The following is a 24,858-nucleotide window of genomic DNA, read 5'->3' as shown; positions in this document are numbered from 1 at the left end:
TTCGACAGGACGTCCGTGTCCTGTCGAAAAACGCGCGGCGTCCTGCCGCGCGCCCGTTGGGCCTGATCCACGAAACCCGTCGCGACCAGGGGCCCCGGTAGATCAAGACCAGAACCGGCTCACGAATGCCGTCGGAACTGAGAAATTACTGCGTCTCATGGAAAATTCGTGGGGATATCTCAGGCCAAGGCCCGCCCTACGACGCTGCCGCAGGAGGGCGTTCAGGCCCGCGCTTTTTGACCTTCGTGCCATGCTTGCCGGGTCCGGTGCTCGACAGCCATCCGGCTGATCGGGCCATCCAACAAAAACACCATTCCCGCAAGCATTGAGGAGCATCGCGACATGACCCAGCCCATCGACATCATCGCCTTCTGGCAGGACGCCGGCCCGGCGAAGTGGTTCGCGAAGGACGACGCGTTCGACGCCGCGCTGCGCGAACGCTTCCTCGACGCGCACTTCGCCGCCGCGCGTCGCGAGCATGAAGCGCTGCTCGACGATGCCGACGGCACGCTCGCGCTGATCCTGCTGCTGGATCAGCTGCCGCGCAACGTGTTCCGCGACAGCGCGCATGCGTTCGCGACCGACCCCTTGGCGCGCGCATACGCCGACCTCGCGATCGACGCAGGACACGATCGACGCATCGACCCCGCGCTGCGGATCTTCCTGTATCTGCCGTACGAGCATTCCGAAGCCCTCGCCGACCAGGACCGCGCAGTCGCGCTGTGCGAAGCGCTCGGCGACGCGAACTACCTGAAGTACGCCGAAGCGCACCGCGACGTGATCCGCCGCTTCGGCCGATTCCCGCACCGCAACCGCGCGCTCGCCCGCACGAACACGCCGGAAGAACAGGCGTGGCTGGATGCGGGCGGCGGGTTTTGATACCGGCACACGCCTGAAGCCCGCTGTAGGAGGGCCTTCAGGCCCGAGCTTTTCGCATGACGACCCGTCCCGTCCGAAGCGATGTCGCGCACCACTCCGCGTCATGGACAAAGCAAAATCTCGGGCCTGAAGGCCCTCCTACGGAAGCGGGTGCCCGCGTTAGACTCTGTGCGGTACGAGTCATGCGCCTACGGGTGCGCACATGCCAGGGGGGAAGGATGAGTAGCGATGAGGCAGGAAGCGATCCGGCAACGATGACGCCAGAGCAAGCGTATGCGGAGGCGGTGCGGCGGATTGAACAGGCTACGCAGAGCGGGCAGGATTGGTTGGATCTAGGGGATTTGCTTCTGGATGCGATTCCGCTGGAGATTGGGTGGCTGGCGGATCAGTTACGGGAATTCGGATTGGGCACTTATGAGTACGATCCCGAGCAGGCAATCTGGAGATACAACGAGAATCGCGAGGATTTACATCGCGGCTTAGTTGATCTGAATCCAATCGCGGGACTCGCCCAGTTGCAATCACTGGATTTGAGCGACTGCGGGCAAATTATAGACCTTAGCCCCCTTGCTGGACTCACCGCACTTCAATCGCTGAATTTGGGCCTATGCCATAGAGTCATAGATCTTGAGCATCTTGCAGGACTCACTGCACTTCAATCACTGAACTTGCACTGGCGCCGTCAGCCTGTAGACCTTAGCCCACTCGCCGAACTCACCGCGCTGCAATCGCTGGATTTGAGCAATTGCGATCAGCTCACAGACCTCAACCCGCTCGCTGGACTCACCGCACTGCAATCGTTGAATTTGAGCGATTGCGATCAGCTCACAGACCTCAACCCGCTCGCTGGACTCACCGCACTGCAATCGTTGAATTTGAGCGATTGCGATCAGCTCACAGACCTCAACCCGCTCGCTGGATTCGCCGCACTGCAATCGCTGAATTTGAGCCGCTGCGCCCAGCTCACAGACCTCAACCCGCTCGCTGGACTCACCGCACTACAATCGCTGAATCTTGGCAGCTGTTACTGGCTTAAAGATCTCGGCCCGATCATTGGGCTCGTCGCGCTGCAATCACTGAATTTGCGGTTTTGCTTTGGACTGACAGAACTACACCCACTCGCTGGACTTACCTCGCTGCAATCACTAGGATTAAGCGGTTGCACACAACTCAAAGACTTTAGTCCCCTCGGCGGACTGACCGCGTTGAAATCGCTTGACTTGAGCAACTGTACTCAGCTCACAGAGCTCAGCCCGCTTGCCGGACTCATCACTCTGCAATCGCTTGACTTGAGCAACTGTACTCAGCTCACAGAGCTCAGCCCGCTTGCCGGACTCATCACTCTGCAATCGCTTGACTTGAGCAGATGTACTCAGCTGGCGGAGGTTGGCCCGCTCCCCGGACTCACCGCACTGCAATCACTGGATTTGTACGAAACACCACTTGCACAGACGCTGCAGGCAGACGATCTTTGGGCATGGTGGCCAGCGCTCTCGCATTTTTTCTCAAATCGCCTCCAAGCCGTACCGCCGGAGATCCTGTCTTCAAACTTGCTCGATAACTGCATTCCCCGTCTACGCATCTGGTCGCAAGACCTCCGGCAAGGCGAAGCTGAATCCCACGAACTCAAGCTGTTCATCCTCGGCAACGGCCGCATCGGCAAGTCCGAGTTGTTCCGGCGCTTGCGTGGCGATGACTTCCACGGCGATCTCCCTTCCACCCACGGTATCCAGCTCGACCGCTTCGAACTGTGCCGGCATCACGACGAGCGTCCAATTTTTCTCAATGCCTGGGACTTCGGCGGACAGGACACCTATCTGGGCACGCATGCGCTGTTCCTGAAATCGCGCGCGATCTTCGTGCTGGCCTGGCATCCGGGGATGGAGCACGAGGCGCCGTACATCGAGGAAAAGAGCGGGCTGGAAATGCGCCACCGGCCGCTGCAGTACTGGCTGGACTATATCCATTCTCTGGCCGGCGATGATGCGCGGGTGATCGTGGTGCAGACCCAGTGCGCGCGCGAAAACGGTGAAGCCATGCCACCGTTGCGCGACACCGGGCGACTGGCGTGGTACCGGCAGACCATCAGCTGCGCCAGTCAGAAGGATGGTGTGGACAGCCTGCGCGATCTGCTGAAGCGCGCCGCGCGGCATCGGCTGGAGTCACCGGCACCGCCGCGGATGCCGGCCAGCTGGCTGGCGGTGCGCGACCGGCTGGTGGCACTGCGCGAGGCGGAGAAAACCATCGACCGCGCGCGCTTCGACGCGATCTGCGCCGACACCCATCACGGTGCTTCATCGGAAGCGCTGCTGCACTATCTGCATCAGTCCGGCGATGTATTCCATCAATCCGGTCTGTTCGGCGATGCCATCGTGCTGGACCAGCAGTGGGCATTGGACGGTATCTACACCCTGTTCGACCGCAGCCGGGTCTTGCCGCTGCTGCGCGGGCAAAACGGCCTGTTCGCACCGGAACTGCTGGACGCGCTGGCATGGCACGACCGCTACAGCGCGCAGGAGCAACAGCTGCTGCTGTCGATGATGGCGAGCTGCGACCTGATCTTTCCGGTTCATCAGTGGAGCGAGACCCACTATTACGCAATGATCGACGCCCTGCCGGAGGCAGCGGCCATCGCGAACCGGATCGCGATGGCGTGGCCGGCCGACGCGGACTCTGTCGAGGTGGTGGCGAATTACGCCTTTCTGCATGATGGCGTGCTGCGCGCACTGTTGGCCTGCATTGGCCGCTTGGCCGGCCGCGACGCGGTGTACTGGCGCTACGGTGTGTGCCTGTACGATGCGGGCACCGCCAGCCGCGCCCGCATCGACACCGAACAGCAAGCCGATGGCTCGGGCCGCGTATGCATGCGCGCGACCGGACGGGATGCGGAAGCCCTCTGTGCGCGGCTGGTCGCGCTGTTGGAAGACATCCGCATCGGCGCGCCACCGCAGATCGAGCGGAGCGATGCCGACGCACCTCATCCAATGCACAGCAACCCGTCGCAAGGAGGCAAGGACATGCTACAACCCGCACCGATTCCGCCGCTGCCCGGCCAGAAGCCAGTGGTGTACATCTCTTATGCGTGGGGCACACAGGACGCTGAAGGGAGAAGACCCCTGCAGGCGTTCGCCGTCGCTCTGCAACGGTCGCTCGAAGACGCGTTCGATGTGCGCAGAGACCAGGAAGCGATGTTGCCTGGCGACAGCCTGGAAGCGTTCATGAGAGAAGTGGGACGCGGGGCGCGCGTCCTCGTTCTGCTCAGCGATGCCTACGTGTATTCCCGCAACTGCATGAAGGAAATGGCATACCTCAATATCCGCAACCAATCGGATCCGGAGCAGCTACGGCGCTGCGCACTGCCACTGATTGTCGACGCATCCTTCAGCCTGAGCGACGATAAACGGATCAAGTATGTCGACCATTGGGTTTCCGAGGCAGAACGGCTGAGAGAATCCTTAGGCAATCGCGACCCCACAAGGCATCTTTCTGTTTGGAAGAACATCCAGACCGTGGAAAAGATTGCGGACATCGCCGACGAGACGTTGGCATTCATGAACGATGTTCTGATGCCGCGCGGCATGGCATGCCTTTCCGAAGGCGATTTCGCGCCAGTGAAAGCCGCGCTGCAGCGCTTGCCCGGGGCCTGAGACCACATTGCAGGGCCATGTGCAGCAACGCATCTTCCGCCAGAGCGGCCCGACCGGTCGAACGACGGTACAGGCCGCTCCAACGATTTGGTCGGAAGATTCCAGGAAGGCGCTCAGAACCAGGCGCAGCCGCCGAGCGTGGTGCGCGTGGTATAGCCGGGCTGCAACGTTCCGCCGGAGCCGGATTCCACCACGTACCAGTTCGTGCCATTGCAGTGCGCGCGCGATCCGGTCCAGCCCGGGTTGGTCCACGGCGTCATCGTGAGGTTGTTGCCGACGATGGTGGCGCCGGTCATGCCGGCCACGGCGATGCCGTAGCCGTACAGGCCGCTGCCCTGGTTGTAGGCGAAGCTCAGGCCCTGGACCATGTCGCAGTCAGGATTGTTGCTGGCGGCGTCGCACCACATCCGCGAGCCCGCGGACAGCGCGATGGTGATGTGCTGTCCATCGGCGGTCTGGATCAGGTTGTAGCGAACGACCGAGCCGGAAAATCCGGCGAACGATGCGCCGAAGGTCCGCTTCTGCGCCGCCGCACCGATGATGCCGCTGATCGCGGAACGGCCGCTGTTCGCGATCCAGTTGCTTTCGATCACCGTATTGGTGCCGCCGTACAGCGTGATCGCGCCATCGGTGACATCGCGCAGTTCGTTGTTGGCGATGTAGGCGTTCGAGCAGTACAGCGCGATGCCGTCGGCCCACTGCTCGGACTGGTTGAAGCCGGCATGGCCGATGAAGGAATTGGTGATCCGCAGGTTGCTGCAGTTCACGTCGTCGGCCGCGGCGATGGTCGCGCCACCGACGGTATTGATGGCGCGCACGCGATCCATCAGCGAATTCTGGCCGGAGATCGCGATCAGCGCGCGCCATTTGGTGGCGTTGCCGGTGGTCTGCTCGATCGACGGCAAGGAGCGCGACCCGTCGACGATGAGATTGCGCAATTCCACGCCGGCGCGACCGTTGGCGTCCAGCACCGCGCGCCCCTGCGGCAGCCCGCTGCCGGGCTTGTAGAAGATCGTGGCCTTGAGCGCATCGTCCGTCGGCAGCGCGCGCGTCTGCAGTTTGGTGTAGGCCGGCAGCGTCACGTAGCCGGAGACTTCGAACCGCGCCTGCTGGCACAGCACGACCGGTGTGCCGTAGGCGGCGTTGACCGCGTTCTGCAACACCGAACCCGGAGTGACCACGGTGCCGCCTTCATCGCCGATGCAATCGGCACGCGGGTACGCCTGCACCGCCACCGGCATCGCGGCGGCGCACAACAGGATCAGAGTGTTCAACATCTTCATTCGCATTGTCCTTCTGCGGTAGGAATGGCGGCGGCATCGACGATACCGCCGTTGAAAACGACGACGGCCCGGTCTGTCATGGGCGGCGCAAACGGGAACACAGCCGGACGCGGGACGCAAGCGTCACGTTTGGCCCCAGCAGATCAGCGCGTATACCAGTAGGCCGATGAACATACGTGGCTGGACGCGGGCGACGGGCGGCGGCTTTTGAGTTTCACTCCCTCCCCCGCACGCGGGGGAGGGTTGGGGCGGGGGCACGCCGATCAGCTCCGAACCGCAAACACGCTGCTGCGTAAGCACAGCGCACAACAGCAGGCTTCTCCGCGCTGCGCGCGTTCGGAATGACAGCGGGCGCAAGGCGGGACGATGCAATCGCCTCCGTAGACGGGCATTGCAAATGCGCAGAGCGGCCCATGGGCCGCTCTGCGATATCTATCGAAATGTCACTCGATGCGCGGACAAGCGATGATGTCTGCCCGCGTCGCATCGATCAGGACCAGGGATACTCGCTGTAGACATACGCCGGGTCGCTGCTCACGGCCTCCGCGGGGATGGCGGCGACCGGCGAGGACGGATTCTGGCTGTTGTAGATGTTGAGCACCGTGGTGCCGTAGATGCCGGCGATCATCAGCACGCGTGAGCGGTCGGAATCGATGCCGTTCTTGTTGCTGCCGTCGATGTCCTGGCAGTCGACGATCAACTGCGTGCCGGCCATGTCCGACGGCAGTTTGGCGATGGTGGTGCCCTGGATCAGCGCCTTCTTCAGATCCAGGGCGCGGTTCACGATCAGGTACGACGAGGCGACGATGCCGGTGCGGTCGTGGCCGCTGGCGCAGTGGATGTAGTAGATGTACGGCTGGCTTTGCGTGGCCGAGAGCATCGTCGAGAGTTTCTGCGCGGAATGCCAGTCGAAGACATCGTTGCCCGGGGCCGTGTGCGGTTCGATTTCCCAGTTGCACATCTGCGCGTTGAGCGGCGCGGCCGGCGTCGCTGGATACCAGGCGCGAGCGGCCAGTTGGCTCAGCGCATCGCCGCCGAAGGATTCGAGTTCCCACAGGATCGAGCCACCTTCGGACTGCGTGCTCTGCAGGCAGATGTCGCAGAGGATGTAGCTGCCTTTGGCCGGGAAGTCGGACAGGCCGGTCTGGCTTTCGTATTTGGCCTTCATCGCTGCGTGCAGGCCGTCGAAATCGACGCTCTGCGGGCCGTTCGCGGTCGTCGGCGCGGTGAACGGTACGTTGCCGCGGAACAGCAGGTTGCCGTTGGCGTGCTTGTCGACCAGGAACACCATGTACGGATCGAGCACCTGATACAGGCTGTCGACCCCCGACGGCGACGCGCCCGACGGTTGCACCACCGGGATGTTGGCCGGAGTGCCGCTGGAGAAGGCACCGATGATGGTGTCGTTGTCGTTGGGATACGAGCCGCTGGTGTCCAGCGCCCAAGGTTTGTCGGCATCGCCGAGAAGGAAATTGAGATGGCATTCGGCGCTGAAGGCGCTGCTGCCGGAACCGCCGGTGATGGTGACGTAACCTTCGGCGTATTCGCTGGTGTTGTAGACCGTGACCGTGGTGCCGGGCGTCACGGTGACGCTGGGCAGCGGATTCGGCGGCTCGGCAGGCACATCGGCGCTGAACGCGCCGGACATGAGCGTGACGACGACGGTCGTGCCTGCCTGCGGCGCGAACAGATAGGCGTAGCTGTAGACCTGTGTGGACATGACGTGCTCCTTGGGTGCGGGTCGATGGAACTGCGAGGGCCTTGGCCGCACCCGGGGGAGCGCGATGACATCGCGCGGCGCATCCTGCGTTGCCCGGCGCACAGTCTGCACGATCCGGGCACGTGTCGACAGGCCGCGCAACGGATCGAAAGAAATGGATCGCGCAAAAACGAACAGGCGGCCATGGGCCGCAGCTGATCCTGCAAAAAAAACAGGGCGGCCATGGGCCGCAACCGAACTTGTTAAAAAAAGGGCGGCCATTGGCCGCCCTGTGTGATCCCCACCGATGTGCGATGCGGGTCCGCTTCGCGACGGCGGGCTTGAGCCCGCCCTACGTCATTTCAGCTTCTGCCACAGGAAGGTGTAGGCCAGCGCGCGCATGTGCGCTTCCTGCTGGTTGTTGGCCGCACCGCCGTGGCCGCCTTCGATGTTCTCGTAGTAGCGCACGTCGGCGCCCATCGCTTCCATCTTCGCCATCATCTTGCGGGCATGGCCCGGGTGGACGCGATCGTCGCGGGTCGACGTGGTGAAGAGCACCGGCGGATACTTCGCGCCGTCCTTCAACAGGTGATACGGCGAGAAGGTCTGGATGAACTCCCAGTCCTTGGTGTCGGGATCGCCGTATTCGGCCATCCACGACGCGCCGGCGAGCAGGTGGCTGTAGCGCTTCATGTCGAGCAGCGGCACCTGGCAGACCACCGCGCCGAACAGCTGCGGGTACTGGGTGATCATGTTGCCCATCAGCAGGCCGCCGTTGCTGCCGCCCTGCGCGCCGAGGTGCTGCGGCGAGGTGATCTTGCGCGCGAACAGATCTTCGGCGACCGCGGCGAAGTCCTCGTAGGCCTTGTGGCGGTTGGCCTTCAGCGCGGCCTGGTGCCAGCGCGGGCCGTATTCGCCGCCGCCGCGGATGTTCGCCAGCACGTACACGCCGCCGTTCTGCAGCCAGCCGCGGCCGGCCATGGCGGTGTAGGTCGCGGTGTACGACACTTCGAAGCCGCCGTAGCCCCAGAGCAGGGTCGGCGTGGTGCCGTCCATGTTCATGTGCTTCGGACGGACGATGAAGTACGGAATCTTGGTGCCGTCCTTCGATGTCGCGAACTGCTGTTCGGCGACGAGGCCGTCGGCCTCGAAGAACGCCGGCATCGATTTCAGTTTCTCGGGCTGCTTGCCGATGTCCACCAGCGACAGCGCGGTCGGGGTGAGGAAGTCGGTGGTCGTCATCCACAGCCAGTCGTTGAGATCGGGATCGACCGGGCTCACGCTCACGGTACCGACCGGCGGCGCGCCGGTGAGCAGGCTCTGGCGCCAGCCGCCCTCGCCGAGCGGGGTCATCACCCGCACCTTGCTCTTCACGTCGTTGAGCAGGGTCAGCACGAGGTGGTTTTTGGTCCAGGCGTGGCCGGACAGCGAGGTGTGTTCGTCCGGGGTGAACACCACGTCGAAGTCGCGGCTGCCGGCCATGAACTTGTCGAAGTCGATCGCCAGCAGCGAGCCGGCTTCGTAGGTGCGGTCCTTCAGCGTCCACGGTTCGCGCAACTCCAGCGTCATCCACTGGTTGTGCACGGATTTGTTGACCGAGTTCGGCACGTCGATCCTGACCAGCTTGCCGTCCTTGCCGCGCAGATACAGCTCGTCGTTGTAGAACGCGATGGTGCGGGAGACGAAATCGCGCTCGTAACCGGGCGTGAGATCGCGATAGGCCGCGATGTACATGTCCTCGGGCTTGCCCTCGTACACCACCTTGGCCGATTCGATCGGCGTGCCGCGCTTCCATTCCTTGACCACGCGCGGATAGCCGGATTCGGTCATCGAGCCCTGGCCGAAATCGGTATAGACGTAGACGGTATCGCGGTCGATCCACTGCAGGCCGCCCTTGGCTTCGGGGCGGAAGAAGCCGCCCTCGACCCAGGTCTTGTTTTCGAGATCAAACTCGCGGGTGACGTCGGCGTCGGCGCCGCCGCGCGAGAGCGCGATCAGGCAGCGCTGGTACTGCGGCTTGAGGCATTCGGCGCCGTGCCAGACCCAGTTTTCCTTCTCGGCCGCGTTCAGCGCGTCGAGATCGATCACCGTTTCCCACTGCGGGTTCGGCTTGCGATATTCGAGCAGCGTCGTCCGCCGCCACACGCCGCGCGGCTGCGCCTTGTCGCGCCAGAAGTTGTAGTAGTGCGCGCCGATCTTCTGCACCGCGGGAATGCGCGCATCGGAATCGAGGATCGCGCGCAGATCGCCTTCGAGTTTCTGGAACTCCGGGGTGCTGGCGATTTCGGCTTCGGCCTTGGCGTTGCGTTCGCGCACCCAGTCCAGCGCCTTGGGATCCTCGACGGCTTCCAGCCAGAGATAGGGGTCTTCCGGTGCGGTGGTCTGGGTCATGGGCTTGGCGGTGGCAGCGGGGGCGGCAGCGCGGGCATCGAAGACCGGGCCGGCGGCGAGAAGGGTCGTGGCGCAGCCGAAGACGAGGCCGGCGGCGAGGCGGACATGCGGGGACGATGACATACGGGGTCCGGGCAGTGGCGGCGGGGTCGTCACGCTAGCACAGCCGGCCCCGCCCCCGCCCTGCCGGAGGTCCCGGCAGGCGGAGGCGGGGCGAGGCCCGCGGTCTCGATGTCGCCGCGCCGACGGATCGCGGCTGGCCGGAGCTGCCCGGCGCAGGCCGATCAGGCGGCGCAACGCAGCGCCTGCGGCCGGCCGACGGACTTGCGCGGCCGGACCGTCTGCAGAAGACGATGCACGCGGGCCGAGGGCCGGGCCGCCAGTGCGGCCGCATCGCGCAGGCGCAGCAGGCGCGCGGTCGCCCAGGCGGCCAGCGGCAGCGCCAGCAGCCAGAACGGCAGCCAGCCGAAGGTCTCGCCGATGCCGCGTGCCGCGGGGAAGGACAGCATCGCCACGAGCCCGAGCGCAGCCGCGCCCAGCAGGCTCTGTTCGAGTGGGGAGGTGTGGAAGGGGGCGAGGTTCGCGGGACGCATCGACATGACAGGACTCCGAGGGACCGATGCCAGTCTCCGCGCGCCCTGTCTCAGGGCTTAAGACCGGCGGCGGCGATGACGATGCTTCATGCCATCATCCCGACATCGCGATCCGCACGGATCGCCCGCCGCACCGGAGATCCGCGCATGCTGTTCGCTTCCCTGCTCATGGCGCAATTGGCGGCCGTCGTCCCGTCCTACGCGGAAGCGAAGGCGCACGCCGACGAATACGAAGCCCTGCTGCTGCCGAAGGACAGCGCGGCGCTGGTCGAGGCGCAGGGCAAGGCGCTGGAAGCCGCACTGCTCGTCTGCGGCCCGGCACCCACCCGCGGCGCGCCGGTGACGATCGTGGTGCAGGTGAGCCGCGACGGCCTGCCGATGAACACCTGGCGCAACGGCGAGTCGGCGTTCGCCATCTGCATGGAAGACCAGCTCGCCACCGCACGCCTGCCGGTGGCTGCGGGCAAGGCGTTCCACACGTCCTACGAACTGTCGTTCGCCCCCTGAGCCACGCGGGCTTCCGCATGCATCCAACGCCCGGCCGCCGCGCGCATCGGCAGTCCGCGAACACCTGAGCGTCGCGTCGTCCAGATCGATGCGGAACCGATCCCTGTCTGCGACCCGCGCAGGCGGCGGATAGCCACAGACTCCACGGCAACGACGCCCGCTGGAGAAACACCATGAAACTCATGTTCGGCGGACTGATCTCCGTCGTGTTGCTGGGGCTCTACCTGCACCTGATCCAGGTCGCGATCAAGGTCGCGCTGTGCGTCTCGACCGATGGCTGCACGGCCTATCCCGCCACCTATTTCAACGAAGGCATGGCGCAGGCGCTGTCGATCATCGGCGGACTGGTCTCGGCGCTGGTGATCGCCGAGCTGGCCGTGACCCGGCCGGGCGAGGCACCGATGGCGCGCACGCTGGCCGCCGATCTCTCGCACTGGGCGCTGCGCGCGGTGAAGATCGTGGCGGTGTTCTACGTGCTGGCCTGGATCGGCGCCGGATTCGCCGCGTTCTATGTCGGCCTCTATCACCCCAAGGCGCTGCCGGCGCTGACCACGCTCGGGCAGGCCTGGCTCGGCCTCGCGGTGTCCTCGGCCTACGCCTATTTCGGCCTGAAGCCCACGGGCTGAAACCAACGGGCCGAGACTTTCGTCGGTCGGCACGGCGTTCGAGCGCGCGTGAAGCGCACGTCGCCGCGCCTCACTTCTGGTAGTTGCTCACCGCCAGTTCCAGCATCGCCTTCATCTGCTCGCGCAGCGAGGCCGGTTCGACGATCTCGGCGTCGGGGCCGTAATGCAGGATGTCCATCAACAGCTCGCGCGGCGCGCTGTACGGCACCTTGCGTTCGAAACGGCCGTCGGGCAGCACGCGGTCCTGCTGTTTCGAATGCCAGCGTTCGTCGGCGACCCAGCGCGCGATCTTCTGGTTGAAGACGATCGTGGCCCAGCCCTTGGGCGCGCCGGAGAAGATGCCGTAGCTGCCGGCGAGATGCTCGTTGAGTTCGGCGTCGGGCACGTCGCGGGCGTCGGCGTCCTGCATGCGCGGGGTCGAGATGCGGTCGACCGAGAAACTGCGCAGCGCGTCGCGCTCGTGGTCGTACACGTCGAGATACCAGTTGCCGCGATAGTGGGTGACGCGCTGCGGCGAGACCGTGCGCCGGGTCTTCTCGTCGGTGGAACGCGCGCGGTATTCGAAACTGAGCTGTTTGCGCTCCAGCACCGAGGAACAGACGATCCGGAACACCTGCTCGTCCATGGTCCGGGTGCGGTGCGGGATGACGCGGACGCGCTCCACCGGCCAGCGCTTGCCGGGGGCATGTTCCTCCAGCAGTTTCTCGATGCGCTGCTGCAGCGGCGCCAGCGCCGAGGACAGCACGCCGCCGCCGGTGCGGCTGAGCAGTTGCTGCGCCGCGAGCAGGGCGTGCAGCTCTTCGGAGTTCAGCCACAGACCCGGCAGCTCGAAGCGCTCGCCTTCGCCCGGGTCGTAGCGGAATCCGGCCTCGCCGTCGCCCATGATCGGCGCCATCAGCGCGTCGCGCAGGAACGCCAGATCGCGGTAGGCGGTGGCGCGCGAACACTCGAGTTCGTCCTGCAGCCGCTTGACCGTCACCGGGTAGCGGGCGCTCTTGAGGATGCGGTGCAGCGAGAGAATGCGTTCGTAACGGTCCATGTGCTCGATTATGGCGGACGGCGGGGGACGACGGCAGCCGGCGCCACGCGGCCGGCCCGGCCGGCCGGTGGCGTCCTGCGCGCTGCGGTCGATGATGCATCGTACACGGCCACCGCCTCACCGCCTGAGACGCCCGCTGGACAAGCCCCGCGGCGCTGTGTTCGCCTATGAGTCCTGCGCCGGAACGGCCACGGGCCCGGCGCCCGGACGGCTGCCGGCGCATCTTCGAGCGGATCCCCAGGAGCGACATGCCGAGTCCACGTCTTCGTCCCGCCGATACCGGCCTCCGTGTTGCCGCCGTGCTGGCGTGCGCACTGCTCGCGGCACTGCCGGCCTGGGCCGCGAAGCGCGCGCCGAAACCCGCGCCGGCCCACGCAGCGCCGGCGCCGCCGATGGCGCGACCCACGCCGTTCTCCACCGGCCCGGTCGCGGCCACCGCACCGGCGGGCTGGACCCTGGAAACCAAGCCCAAGGCCGAACGCGGCACGCGCTACGACCTGGTGCCCGATGGCGGCACCATCATCCTGCGCGCCCGCGCCGACGGCAGCAGCGCGTCGCTGCGCCACGGCCTGTTCGCGGACCCGAAACTGACCCCGACCCTGCGCTGGCGCTGGCGCACCGAACGCGTGCTGCAGGGCGCGGAGCTCGGACGCAAGGATCGCGAGGACAGCCCCGCGCGCATCTGCGTGTACTTCGACCGCGATCCGGAGACGATGTCGCTGAAGGAGCGCACCCGGCTGAAGCTGGAGCGGACGCGGTACGGCAACCGCGTGCCCACCGCCGGGTTGTGCTACGTGTGGGACAACACGCATCCGGTGGACACCATTCTCGACAGCGCCGAAACGCCGTTCGTGGCGATGGTGGTGGCCAGCAGCGGCGCCGAGCGCCTCGGGCGCTGGCAGGCGCTGCAGCGCGACGTGGTCGAAGATTACCGGCGCGCCTACAACACCGACCCGCCGCGGATCATCGGCGTGTCGGTGGCCGCGGACACCGACGATACCGGCGAGTCGGCCAACACCTGGTTCGGCGACATCGATTTCGTCGGCACGCCGTCGCGATGATGCCCGTGCGCGCGTTGGCCGGTTCCGCCGCCGTTTTCCGCTAACGACTGAATCCGTCCCGCTTCCCGGAGCCCGCGTTCATGTCTTCGCTTCGTCCCGCCGCCGCCCATCGTCTCGCCAAGTGGTTCCTGCCGCTGTCCCTGTTCGCCGCCGCCACCGCCTGGGCGGGGCCGAAGGAGGACATCAAGGCGCTCAGTCTGAAATTCCTGGCCCTGCGCAGCTATCACGCGTCGATGACCCACAGCGACAAGCGCGTGCCGAAGACCGAGATGGATTTCGTCGCGCCCGACCGCTTCCGGGTCGATTCCGGCATGGGCCCGCAGGTCATCATCGGCGACACGATGTACATGACCCTGGACGGCCGCACCATGCGCGTGCCGATGCCCAAGGGCACGATGACCCAGTGGCGGCAGAGCGATCGCGCGTTCCGCGAGGTCGATCGTGCCGAGATCGAAGCCCTCGGCATAGAAACGGTCGACGGCAAGCCGGCGAAGAAATACCGGATGATCCAGACCTACGACGGCATCCGCAGCGACAGCCTGCTGTGGGTGGGCGCGAACGGCCTGCCGCTGAAGATGGAAGTCACCGCCACCGCGGGCAAGCGCACCAGCACGACCACCATCGTCTATTCGCGCTACAACGACCCGGCGATCCGGATCGACGCGCCGAAGTAAATGCGCGCCGCTCGCCTGCCGGCGCCCCCGGCAGGCACAATGGCGCCATGTCCGCGCCGCCGCACGAACCCCGCCTGAACCTCTCGCCGTCGCCCGGCGACGAGGTCAAGCACACCACGTGCTACATGTGCGCGTGCCGGTGCGGCCTGAAGGTCTGGATCAAGGACGGCCAGATCCGCTACCTCCAGGGCAACCCCGATCATCCGGTCAACAAGGGCGTGCTCTGCGCCAAGGGCTCGGCCGGGATCATGCAGCACTACTCGCCGGCGCGGCTGCGCAAGCCGCTGTTGCGCACCGGCGAACGCGGCAGCGGCGAGTTCCGCGAGATCGAATGGGACGAAGCCCTGGCGCTCGCGACCTCATGGCTGAAGCCGATCCGCGAACGCAATCCCGACGAACTCGCGTTTTTCACCGGCCGCGACCAGTCGCAGGCGCTCACCGGCTGGTGGGCGCAGCAGTTCGGCACCGTCAACTACGCCGCGCACGGCGGTTTCTGCTCGGTGAACATGGCCGCGGGCGGGCTGTACAGCATCGGCGGCAGTTTCTGGGAATTCGGCGAACCCGACTGGGAACACACGCGCTATCTGATGCTGTGGGGCGTGGCCGAAGACCACGACTCCAATCCGATCAAGCTCGGCCTGGGCAAACTCAAGGCGCGCGGCGCGAAGATCGTCGCGGTCAATCCGGTGCGCACCGGCTACGGCGCGATCGCCGACGAATGGATCGGCATCCGTCCCGGCACCGACGGCCTGTTCGCGTTCGCGCTGATCCACGAACTGCTGCGCAGCGACCGCATCGATCTCGATTACCTCGTGCGCTACGCCAATGCGCACTGGCTGGTGATCCGCAATCCGGGCGGCGCCGACGATGGGCTGTTCGCGCGGGATGAAGCGGGCAGGCCGCTGTGCTGGAACCGTGGCCCCCATCCCAACCTTCCCCCGCATGCGGGGGAAGGAGACAAGCCCCCTCCCCCGCGTGCGGGGGAGGGCTGGGGAGGGGGCAGCCTGACGGACGCCAACGCCACCGACATCCATCCCGCCGTCGTCGGCGAATGCACGTTGCCCGATGGTCGCATCGCCGTTCCGGTATTCCAGTTGCTGGCCGAACGTTACCTCGATCCGCAGTACGCGCCGGATGCGGTGAGCGAACGCTGCGGCATCCCCGCCGACACCATCCGCCGGATCGCGCGCGAACTCGCGCAGGCCGCGTTCGACAGCGATTTCAGTCTGCCGATCGCGTGGACCGACAGTTGGGGCCGCAAACACAACGAAATGGTCGGACGCCCGGTGGCGATGCACGCGATGCGCGGGATCAGCGCGCACAGCAACGGCTTCCACACCTGCCGTGCGCTGCACGTGTTGCAGATGCTGCTCGGCGCGATCGATGCGCCCGGCAGTTTCCGCTACCAGCCGCCGTTCCCGAAGCCGGTGCCGCCCGCGAACCGGCCCGGCAAGGCGCGTCGCGACAACGGCACGCTGGACGCCGCGCCGCTGGGCTTCGTGCAGGGGCCGGAGGATCTCGTCGTCGATGCGCAGGGGCAGCCGCGCCGGATCGATCATGCGTTCTCGTGGTCGTATCCGCTGTCCGCGCACGGCATGCTGCATACGGTGATCCGCAACGCCTGGGCCGGCGATCCGTACAGGATCGACACGCTGCTGATGTTCATGGCCAACATGAGCTGGAACTCGGCGATGAACACGCGCGAGACCATGCACTGGCTCACCGACCGGGACGGCAGCGGCGACTACAGGATCCCGCACATCATCTACAGCGACGCCTACGCCAGCGAAATGGTGGCCTACGCCGACCTGGTGCTGCCGGACACGACCTATCTCGAACGCCACGACGCGATCAGCCTGCTCGACCGGCCGATCTCCGATGCCGACGGCGCCTCCGACGCGATCCGGCATCCCGTGTTCGACCCGGCGACGCAGCACGACGGCGATGGCCGCCCGCGCGACGTGCGCGGCTTCCAGTCGGTGCTGCTGGATCTCGGCGCGCGGCTCGGCCTGCCGGGCATGACCGACGAAAACGGCGCGCCCAAATACCGCGACTACGCGGATTACATGGTCACTCACGAACGCGCGCCCGGCGTCGGCCTGCTCGCGGGCTGGCGCGGCGCGGACGGCGACGAGCACGGCAAGGGCGCGCCGAATCCCGATCAGCTGCGACGCTACATCGAACACGGCGGCTTCTGGCATGCGCCGATTCCGGAGTCCGCGCGCTACTACAAGATGGCGAACCGCGACTACCTGCAGTGGGCGCATCGCTTCGGTTTCATCGCCACCACAGACCCGATTCCGCTGCAGCTGTATTCGGAAACCCTGCAGAAATTCCGGCTCGCCGCGCAGGGCCACGGCGCGCTGCAGCCGCCGGAAGAACATCGCGAACGCGTGGCCACGTATTTCGACCCGCTGCCGATGTGGTACGAGCCCTTCGAATCGGCGCAGAACGCAGGCGCCGACCATCCGCTGTCCGCCATCACCCAGCGTCCGATGTTCATGTATCACGCCTGGGGTTCGCAGAACGCGTGGCTGCGGCAGATCGCGACGCGCAACGTCCTGTATCTGCACCCGGACACCGGCGCGCGCTTCGGCATCGCCGACGAAGACTGGGTCGAAGTGTCCTCGCACCACGGCACGATCACCGTGCAGGCGAAGTTCGCCGGCAACGTGCAGCCGGACACGGTGTGGACCTGGAACGCCATCGGCAAACGCAGGGGCGCGTGGAAACTCGCGAAGAACGCGCCCGAAGGCGAACAGGGCTTCCTGCTCAATCACCTGATTTCCGACATCACGCCGCGCGGCGACTACGCCAACGCCGATCCGGTCACCGGTCAGGCGGCATGGTTCGATCTGCGCGTCGCGATCCGCAGGGCCGACACCGCCGGCATGAGCGCGCCGCAGTTCGTGCCGCTGCCGTTCGATGCGACGCGCGATGCGCCGCTGCGCTATGGCGCGGCGATGCGCGCGAAGGATCATGCATGAGCCTCGCCAACGCCCGCCGTCGCCGCGTCGCCGGCTGGACCTGCATCGCGCTCGGCAAGGTCGGCAGCCTGTGGCTGGCGTGGATCGTGCTCACCGGCGCCGGCGGCATCGGACCGTGGCCGGTGCTGGCCGCAACGGTATGCGCGGTCGCGCTCGGCCTGTGGTTCCTGCGCGACAGCGACGCCTGATGAACACCGCACGATGACCGACCTGCCGCCACCCTCGACGAAGAAGCTCGGCCTGGTGATCGATCTCGACACCTGCGTCGGCTGCCATGCCTGCGCCGTGAGCTGCAAGCAGTGGAACGCGGGCGGCATCGCCGGGCCGCTCACCGACGAGCATCCGTACGGCAAGGACCCGTCGGGCGTGTGGTTCAACCGCGTGCACAGTTACGAGATCGCCGCGACCTCCGCCTGCGCGACGTCGGGCAGCCTTGCCGCCGAGGCCGCACAGCCGGCGATGACCCTGCACTTCCCGCGCAGTTGCCTGCACTGCGAGACGCCGGCCTGCGTGACCGTCTGCCCCACCGGCGCCAGCTACAAGCGCGCCGAGGACGGCATCGTGCTGGTCGACGAGGACAAGTGCATCGGCTGCAAGCTGTGTTCGTGGGCCTGCCCCTACGGCGCGCGCGAATACAGCGCGGTCGAGGGCGTGATGAAGAAATGCACGCTGTGCGTCGATCGCATCTACAACGAACATCTGCCCGAAGCCGAACGCCAGCCCGCGTGCGTGCAGGCCTGCCCCACGAAGGCCCGCCACTTCGGCGATCTCGGCGACCCCGAGTCCGAGGTGTCGAAACTCGTCGCCGAACGCGGCGGCGTCGCGCTCATGCCCGAACTGGGCTACGCACCCGTGAACCGCTACCTGCCGCCGCGCCCGCGACGTGCGGGCGGCGATGCCGCCGCGCCGACGCAGGACGAGGCGCTCGACACCGCCGCGCTGCCGCCGCTGCTGCGCTGGCTGGATCGGGTGTTGTCGCGATGAAACCCGTCACACCCAACCCTGTCATCCCGAACCCCGGCTTCATCGGGGTGAGGGATCTGCCTGTGGCGAATGATGAAAAGCAGATTCCTCACCGGCTTCGCCGGATTCGGAATGACATGACATTCTGGCTTCGCCGGATCCCGAACGACATGCCGCACGACATGAGGCGTTGAGATGCACCCGGCCTTCTCCGTCATCGTCTTCACCACCCTCACCGGCACCGGTTTCGGCCTGTGGTTCTGGATCGCGCTGCGCATCGCGCTCGGCGATCGCGCGGAATGGTTCGATGGTCTCGGCTGGGTGCTCGGGCTGATCGCTGGCGCGGCGCTGGTCGCGGCCGGCGTCATCGCATCGTTGTGGCATCTGGGCAAGCCCGCGCGGGTCTGGCGCGCGTTCTCGCAGTGGCGGACATCATGGATGTCGCGCGAGGGCGTGTTCGCCATCGCATGCTTCGCGGTGGCCGCGGCGATGATCGCGATCCAGTCGGTGCTGATCGAATCGGCGGACGATGGACTGGCGCTGCGGATCGGCGGCACGCTGTTGGCGCCGCTGTGCGTCGCCGCGATCTGCAGCACCGCGATGATCTACGCCTCGCTGAAGCCGATTCCGGCGTGGCGTCATCGCCTGGTCGTGCCTGCGTACCTGCTGTTCGCCGCGCTCGGCGGCGGCCTGCTGTTCGGCCCGTTCGCCGGCACCACGCTGGATGCCCCGAACCTGGTCGGCGCGGGCATCGTCGCCGGCGCGATCGCGCTGTGGCTGGTGAAGCACCGCTACTGGCGCGATCTCGACCGCGATGCCTGGCCGCAGACGCGCGGCGATGCCGTCGGCCTGCCCGACCGCGACGTGAACGTGTTCGAACGTCCGCACACCGAAGCCAATTATCTCACCCGCGAGATGGGCTTCGTCGTCGCGCGCAAGCATGCGAAGCGGCTGCGCGCGATCGCCGCGGTGCTGTTCGCGCTGGTGCCCGCGCTGTGCGCGCTGCCGGTGTGGCTGCTGCCGCACGGCGACGCGACGCCGCTGCTGTGGGTGGGCGCGGTGTCGTTCCAGGTGGGCGCCCTGGTGGAACGGTGGCTGTTCTTCGCCGAGGCGAAGCATCTGGTGACGTTGTATTACTGAGCGGCCCACGCCTGCGCTTTTGTAGGAGCGCCGGCAGGCGCGAGGCCCACAACGTTTCGGATGACGCGTCGTCCGTCATCATGAGACGCTCTCGATGGCGCACTGGATTGCGTGCGATGTCGCACATGAAACGTTGCGGGCCTCGCGCCTGCCGGCGCTCCTACAAAAAGCGGGCGCGGCGCGGATCAATGCCCGGCGATGAACTCGCCCGCGCCGAGATCGAGCAGCTGCTGCGCGACCTGACGGCCAAGCGCATCGCCATCGGCGCCGACAGCTTCGCTGCGCACCGCACGGCCGTCGGCGACCGAACCGACGAGGCCGGCGAGATGCAGGCCGCCCTCGACCTCGCGCGCGAACGCGGCCACCGGCACCTGGCAGCTGCCGTGCAGCGCGCGGTTCATCGCACGCTCGGCCTCGACGCAGCGCCGCGTGGGCGCGTGATTCAACGCGGCGAACAGAGTGCGGGTCGCGGCATCGTCGTCGCGACATTCGATCGCGATCGCGCCCTGCGCCGGTGCGGGCAGCCATTCGGGCGCATCCAGGCGCGCGCGGATGCGGGCGTCGAAGCCCAGTCGCTGCAGACCAGCGCAGGCCAGCAGGATGGCGTCGTACTCGCCGGCATCGAGTTTCGCCAACCGCGTGTTGACGTTGCCGCGCAGATCGACCAGATCGAGATCCGGGCGCAGCGCGCGCAGCTGCGCCTGGCGCCGCAGCGACGAACTGCCGACCCGCGCGCCCGGCGGCAGCGTGGCGATGCCGTCGTATCGATTGCTGACGAACGCGTCGGCGTGGTCCGCGCGTTCCAGGATCGCCGGCAGCGCGAACGGGCCGTCGAGATCCATCGGCACGTCCTTCAGCGAATGCACCGCGCAGTCAGCATCGCCGCGCAGCATCGCCAGTTCGAGTTCCTTGAGGAACAGGCCCTTGCCGCCCACCGCCGACAGCGACCGGTCCAGCACCTCGTCGCCACGGGTCGACATCGGGATCAGTTGGACGTCGAGATCGGGATCCAGCGCGCGCAGACGGGCGGCGACATGCTCGGTCTGCCACAGGGCAAGCGGGCTTTTGCGGGTGGCGATGCGAAGGGTTTTCATGCGGCGATTATCGCATGCAGACCGCGCCCTTCCGATGCTTGAAAAGGGCGGCATTTCGCTTCGCCGGCCCAACCGGACTCGCTACAAATGCCGCACCATCTCCCGCAGATGCGGCACGCAGCGGCGACTCACTTCCAGCGGTTTGTCGCCGTGCCGCAGCACCGCTTCGATGCGGCCGTCGGAGGCGCGGCGCAGTTCGACCAGTTCTTCGCGGGACACGAGGCAGTTGCGGTGGATGCGCACGAAGTGGTCGGCAAATTCGGTTTCCAGCGACTTCAGCGATTCCTCGATCAGGTCTTCGCCGCGGGCGTGGTGCACGACGACGTATTTCTCTTCCGCGTGCAGGTAACGGATGTCGTCGATCGCGATGAGGCGGAGGCTGCCGCGCAGGCGCGCGCAGAGGTGGCTGCGTTTCCTGCCGCTGCCGTTCGCGGCGCCATTCGCGGCGCCGTTGCCGGCCGCATGTTCGGCACCGTCGGCGCGCGGCGCGCGACCGGCGACGAAGGTGCGGGCGCGATCCAACGCGGCGGCGAGGCGTTCGCGGCGCACGGGTTTGACCAGATAGTCGACGGCGGCGGCGTCGAAGGCCGACAGCGCGTGTTCGTCGTAGGCGGTGCAGAACACCACCGCGGGCCGGGGTTCGAAGGTGGCGAGATGGCGGGCAGCTTCCAGGCCATCGATGCCGGGCATCGCGATGTCGAGCAGGACGATGTCGGGCATCTGCTCGGCGCAGGCGTCGAGCGCCTCCCTGCCGTCGGCGGCTTCCCCCACCAGGCGGAGGTCCGGGTGATCGGCGAGGAGCGCGCGCAGGCGCTCGCGGGCCATCGGTTCGTCGTCGGCGATGAGGACTTTCACGTCATTGTGCGGCCTGATCCCATTGATCCGATCTTAGAGCGTGTCATGCACTTTTTGGTAGGTCGCGTTGCGCAGCCTGTGGCGCCGAGACAAGGTTCCGTGGCGCAGCCTTGGCTGGTGGCCAAGGCAAGCCACGGGCCGCAGGATCGGCGCCACAGGGGCGCAACCCGAAGGGAAGGCCGTCTGCGGGCCCGATCCGGCGTTGCGCACCTTGCCAAGGCCACCAGCCTTGGCGGCGGCGCGCGCCTTGGCCCAGGCCCGCAGACGACCTTCGCGGCCTATCAAAAGTGCATGACACGCTCTAACGCCGTCCGGGCGCCACGGTCACCCGGCCGATCCGACAGTGGCGAAACGCGCCTGCAGCCAGTCGCCGAGGTCGCGGATCTCTTCGGCGCAGACCTGATGGGCCATCGGATAACGGTGCCATTCGGGCGTGAAGCCGAGCACGCGCAGCAGGGCCGCGGTCTGTTCGCCGGCCGCGAACGGCACGACCGGATCGAACTGCCCGTGGGCGATGAACAACGGCTGGCGTTCGGCGCCGGGCTGCAGTGCGGACGAGGCCTTGGTCGGCGCGGGCAGATAGGTCGACAGCGCGACCAGGCCGCCCAGCGGCGCCCGGCGACGGATGCCGGCCGCGAGCGTGATGGCGCCGCCCTGCGAGAAGCCGGCGAGGATGATCCGCTCCGGCGGAATGCCGCGCGCGGCTTCGCGGGCGATCAGGGCGTCGATCTGGACGAGGGATTCGGCGACTCCGGTCTCGTCGGCGCGGTTGGCCAGATCGAGGTGGGCGATGTCGTACCAGGCGCGCATCCGCGTGCCGCCGTTGATGGTGACCGCGCGCACCGGCGCATGCGGGAAGACGAAGCGGAGCGTGGGCCAGCCGGGGCGGACCAGTTCGGGGACGATCGGCGCGAAATCGTGGCCGTCGGCGCCCAGGCCGTGCAGCCAGAGGATGGTCCAGGCGGGGGCGGCGTCGGGGCCGGTCTGCAGCTCGACGCGGTCGAGCAGGGGTGCGGGGTCGATGTCGGTCATCGGCCTATCATGGCCGCGACCGCGCGCGGCCGCCACCGTACGAAAGGCGGAGCGGGTTTGCGTCTTCTCAAGGCGATCGGGCGGCATCGATGCGACACTGCTACATGGTCCATTGTCCGCGCCCCGCCACCGCTCTCGCCATGACCCTGCTGCTGGCCCTGTCGGCGGCCGGCGCACCGGTGATCGCCGCACCGCCGGCCACACCAGCCGCCGCACCCTCCGCTTCCCCGCAAGCGGCCGCAACCGCGCCGACCGTCGCGCTGAAGCCCGGCGAATATCTGTGGATGCCGGAACTGGCGCCGGAAGGGCCGGTGGTGATCGTGATCAGCCTGCCCGAGCAACTGGCCTACGTGTATCGCAACGGCATCCGCATCGGCGTGTCGACGGTCAGCACCGGCAAGGCCGGATACGAAACGCCCACCGGCGTGTTCACGATCCTGCAGAAGCAGCGCGAACATTTCTCGAATCTCTACGACAACGCGCCGATGCCCTTCATGCAGCGGCTGACCTGGGACGGGGTCGCGATGCATGCGGGCCGGATCCCGGGCTACCCGGCCTCGCACGGCTGCGTGCGGTTGCCGTACGCGTTTTCGGAAAAGCTGTTCGGCGCGACCACGCGCGGCATGACCGTAGTGATCGCCAGCGAGCGTTCGCATGCGCCGGAAGTGAGCGCGCCGGGCTGGTTCGCACCGGTCGATCCCGCCACCGGCGCACCGAAGACGCCCGGTCCGGTGGTCGACGATGCCGAGACCTGGTGGCTGCCCGAGCGCGCGCCGGACGGCCCGCTCACCGTGGTGCTGAGCACGCGGGATCGCCGGGTCTCGGTGCTGCGCAACGGCGTGGAGATCGGACGCGCGCGGGTGGAGGTCGGCGACGAACCGCTGCGCGGCACACACGCCTACGTGCTGCTGGAAGGCATGGGCGAAGGCTTCAGCGACGTCGTGCGCGATCGCCCGGCGCTGCGCTGGCTGACGATCGCGGTGCCGACGCGCACCAGCCGCACGCCGTCCGAAGGCGACCTGCACCAGGCGCTGGTGAGCGGACAGATCCACGTCGACGACCTCTTCGCCCACCGGATCTACGACGCGCTGCGGCCGGGTGCGACCGTGATCGTCACCGACGAGCCCCTGCGCCGCGCCGCGCCGGAAGGGATGACGGTGATCCGCGCCGACGAGGACAACGCGACCGCGGTCACCCCGGCGCCGGAACCGCTGCCGCAAACCGCCCCTCCGCAGGACCGGAACCGGGAGTGAAGTCCGGCCTGTTCATGTTTCCGGCGCCGGCCTGCGGCATCCTGCGGCGATGACCCGACCCGCCATGCTGCTGTTCGCCGCCCTCGCGTTCGCGATGGTCTTCTCCGCATCCGCCGCCGATGCGGGCCATGGGCCATCGGTCGCCGACCGCGGCCTGCCGGCCCTGGCGTCGCTCGCCGCACTGCAGCGGCTGGCGCCGAAGGCCGATCCGAAAGTGCTGGCGCTGGCCCTCGAAGCGACGACCTGTGCCGCCGCCTCGGGCGCCATCGCGACGCCGCGCCGACTGGCGGTGATCGATTACTCGCGGCCGTCCACCGAACCCCGACTCTGGGTGTTCGATCTGCGCGAACAACGGCTGCTCTATGCCGAACACGTCGCCCACGGCCGCAACAGCGGCGAGAACTTCGCCAACGCCTTCTCCAATCGCGAGAGCAGCCTGCAGTCCAGCCTCGGCCTGTTCACCACCGCGGAACGCTACACCGGCAGCAACGGCATCTCGCTGCGCATGGACGGTCTGGAACCCGGCATCAACGATCGCGCCCGCGCCCGCGCCATCGTCATGCACGGCGCGCCCTACGTGAATCCCGAGATGGCGCAGCGCCAGGGCCGGCTCGGCCGCAGCTTCGGCTGTCCCGCGGTGCGCCCCGCGGTGGCCGACGACATGATCGACACGCTGAAGGACGGCCAATTGCTGTTCGCGTATTACCCGGACCAGCAGTGGCTGGCGAATTCGAAGTTCTTCCACTGCCGCGCCGACAGATTCGCGGGCAACGCATCGCAGACCGCCCGCAGCGCGCCCTGAGCGCCTGTCCGGAATCCCGGCGGCCCTGCAGGATCGCCGGTAGAGCGGCCTTCAGGCCGCTGCTTTTTCGTACCGCAAGAGCAGCGGCCTGAAGGCCGCTCTACCCGACATGTCACCGTAGCCCCTGTGGGAGCGACGGGAGTCGCGACGCTTTTCCGGAACTTTTTCTGCAGCCTGTCGCGACTTCCGTCGCTCCCACAGGGGTTTCCCCGACTTCATCCGGCCCCGCTTGCAGAGCGCGCGGTCTCCGCGAGCCGCATCGCGCAGGCATCGTGACCTGAGACGAATCATGTAGCCGATCGGCAGGTGAGTTCTCTACCCTCGACAGACCAA

20 protein-coding genes are annotated in these 24,858 nt (G+C 67.0%); 12 read left to right on the top strand and 8 right to left on the bottom strand.

Annotated features, from left to right (window positions below; genetic code table 11):
- Positions 1-342: 342 nt before the first annotated feature.
- Both ABD974_RS03955 and ABD974_RS03950 read left to right on the top strand, forming a co-directional pair.
- Positions 343-879 carry a DUF924 family protein gene (locus ABD974_RS03955; protein WP_345301990.1) on the top strand — a complete coding sequence of 179 codons (537 nt, stop codon included), beginning with the start codon at positions 343-345 and terminating at the stop codon, positions 877-879.
- 218 nt (positions 880-1,097) lie between these two features.
- Entirely contained in the window at positions 1,098-4,526 is a 3,429-nt protein-coding gene (locus ABD974_RS03950; RefSeq protein WP_345301989.1) for a leucine-rich repeat domain-containing protein, read from the top strand.
- Positions 4,527-4,639: 113 nt separating this feature from the next.
- Here the strand turns inward: ABD974_RS03950 and ABD974_RS03945 are convergent, their stop codons facing one another.
- The 4 genes from ABD974_RS03945 to ABD974_RS03930 form a co-directional block, all read right to left on the bottom strand.
- A complete protein-coding gene (locus tag ABD974_RS03945) occupies positions 4,640-5,809 on the bottom strand; it encodes a right-handed parallel beta-helix repeat-containing protein (RefSeq protein ID WP_345301988.1) in 1,170 nt (389 codons plus the stop codon).
- 490 nt (positions 5,810-6,299) lie between these two features.
- Complete coding sequence (locus tag ABD974_RS03940) at positions 6,300-7,529, bottom strand: protein-tyrosine phosphatase family protein (protein WP_345301987.1); 1,230 nt, start codon at positions 7,527-7,529, stop codon at positions 6,300-6,302.
- A 336-nt stretch (positions 7,530-7,865) separates the two neighbouring features.
- The gene (locus tag ABD974_RS03935) at positions 7,866-9,899 is read right to left on the bottom strand and encodes a prolyl oligopeptidase family serine peptidase (protein ID WP_345302375.1); all 2,034 of its coding nucleotides are present in this window, start codon (positions 9,897-9,899) and stop codon (positions 7,866-7,868) included.
- Between the two features lie 284 nt (positions 9,900-10,183).
- Positions 10,184-10,498, bottom strand: a complete 315-nt coding sequence (locus ABD974_RS03930) for a hypothetical protein (protein WP_345301986.1) — start codon at positions 10,496-10,498, stop codon at positions 10,184-10,186.
- A gap of 141 nt (positions 10,499-10,639) precedes the next feature.
- On the opposite strand from ABD974_RS03930, the gene ABD974_RS03925 reads away from it, so the two are divergent.
- On the top strand, positions 10,640-10,999 hold the full coding sequence (locus ABD974_RS03925; RefSeq protein WP_345301985.1) for a hypothetical protein: 360 nt from the start codon (positions 10,640-10,642) through the stop codon (positions 10,997-10,999).
- A 173-nt stretch (positions 11,000-11,172) separates the two neighbouring features.
- Entirely contained in the window at positions 11,173-11,625 is a 453-nt protein-coding gene (locus tag ABD974_RS03920) for a hypothetical protein (protein WP_345301984.1), read from the top strand.
- A gap of 70 nt (positions 11,626-11,695) precedes the next feature.
- Here ABD974_RS03920 and ABD974_RS03915 read toward each other — a convergent pair whose 3' ends face one another.
- Positions 11,696-12,664, bottom strand: coding sequence for a helix-turn-helix transcriptional regulator (locus ABD974_RS03915; protein WP_345301983.1), 969 nt, complete (start codon positions 12,662-12,664; stop codon positions 11,696-11,698).
- 248 nt (positions 12,665-12,912) lie between these two features.
- On the opposite strand from ABD974_RS03915, the gene ABD974_RS03910 reads away from it, so the two are divergent.
- From ABD974_RS03910 to ABD974_RS03885, 6 genes are all read left to right on the top strand, one after another.
- Positions 12,913-13,725 (top strand): DUF3047 domain-containing protein, encoded by an 813-nt coding sequence (locus tag ABD974_RS03910; RefSeq protein WP_345301982.1) that lies wholly within the window; start codon positions 12,913-12,915, stop codon positions 13,723-13,725.
- Between the two features lie 80 nt (positions 13,726-13,805).
- Entirely contained in the window at positions 13,806-14,399 is a 594-nt protein-coding gene (locus tag ABD974_RS03905; RefSeq protein ID WP_345301981.1) for a LolA family protein, read from the top strand.
- A gap of 47 nt (positions 14,400-14,446) precedes the next feature.
- Positions 14,447-17,386 carry a molybdopterin oxidoreductase family protein gene (locus ABD974_RS03900; RefSeq protein WP_345301980.1) on the top strand — a complete coding sequence of 980 codons (2,940 nt, stop codon included), beginning with the start codon at positions 14,447-14,449 and terminating at the stop codon, positions 17,384-17,386.
- Positions 17,383-17,574 carry a hypothetical protein gene (locus tag ABD974_RS03895; RefSeq protein WP_345301979.1) on the top strand — a complete coding sequence of 64 codons (192 nt, stop codon included), beginning with the start codon at positions 17,383-17,385 and terminating at the stop codon, positions 17,572-17,574. Before ABD974_RS03900 ends, ABD974_RS03895 begins: the two co-directional genes overlap by 4 nt.
- A 13-nt stretch (positions 17,575-17,587) precedes the next feature.
- Positions 17,588-18,370: a 4Fe-4S dicluster domain-containing protein gene (locus ABD974_RS03890; RefSeq protein ID WP_345301978.1), complete on the top strand. Its 783-nt coding sequence runs from the start codon at positions 17,588-17,590 to the stop codon at positions 18,368-18,370.
- 174 nt (positions 18,371-18,544) lie between these two features.
- Positions 18,545-19,489, top strand: coding sequence for a dimethyl sulfoxide reductase anchor subunit family protein (locus ABD974_RS03885; RefSeq protein ID WP_345301977.1), 945 nt, complete (start codon positions 18,545-18,547; stop codon positions 19,487-19,489).
- A 185-nt stretch (positions 19,490-19,674) separates the two neighbouring features.
- Here ABD974_RS03885 and hemC read toward each other — a convergent pair whose 3' ends face one another.
- The 3 genes from hemC to ABD974_RS03870 form a co-directional block, all read right to left on the bottom strand.
- Positions 19,675-20,583, bottom strand: a complete 909-nt coding sequence (gene hemC, locus ABD974_RS03880) for a hydroxymethylbilane synthase (protein WP_345301976.1) — start codon at positions 20,581-20,583, stop codon at positions 19,675-19,677.
- A gap of 81 nt (positions 20,584-20,664) precedes the next feature.
- Positions 20,665-21,408: a LytR/AlgR family response regulator transcription factor gene (locus ABD974_RS03875; protein ID WP_425562635.1), complete on the bottom strand. Its 744-nt coding sequence runs from the start codon at positions 21,406-21,408 to the stop codon at positions 20,665-20,667.
- A gap of 354 nt (positions 21,409-21,762) precedes the next feature.
- The gene (locus tag ABD974_RS03870) at positions 21,763-22,470 is read right to left on the bottom strand and encodes an alpha/beta hydrolase (RefSeq protein WP_345301974.1); all 708 of its coding nucleotides are present in this window, start codon (positions 22,468-22,470) and stop codon (positions 21,763-21,765) included.
- A gap of 140 nt (positions 22,471-22,610) precedes the next feature.
- Here ABD974_RS03870 and ABD974_RS03865 point away from each other — a divergent pair, with 140 nt between their 5' ends.
- Positions 22,611-23,723 carry a L,D-transpeptidase gene (locus ABD974_RS03865; protein WP_345301973.1) on the top strand — a complete coding sequence of 371 codons (1,113 nt, stop codon included), beginning with the start codon at positions 22,611-22,613 and terminating at the stop codon, positions 23,721-23,723.
- A 64-nt stretch (positions 23,724-23,787) separates the two neighbouring features.
- Positions 23,788-24,525 carry a murein L,D-transpeptidase catalytic domain family protein gene (locus ABD974_RS03860; protein WP_425562634.1) on the top strand — a complete coding sequence of 246 codons (738 nt, stop codon included), beginning with the start codon at positions 23,788-23,790 and terminating at the stop codon, positions 24,523-24,525.
- Positions 24,526-24,858 lie beyond the last annotated feature (333 nt).

This window comes from Lysobacter hankyongensis (assembly GCF_039543145.1).
GTDB classification, from domain to species: domain Bacteria; phylum Pseudomonadota; class Gammaproteobacteria; order Xanthomonadales; family Xanthomonadaceae; genus Lysobacter_I; species Lysobacter_I hankyongensis.
Note: the sequence above shows the minus strand (reverse complement) of the source record. Positions and strands in the feature narration are given on the sequence as shown.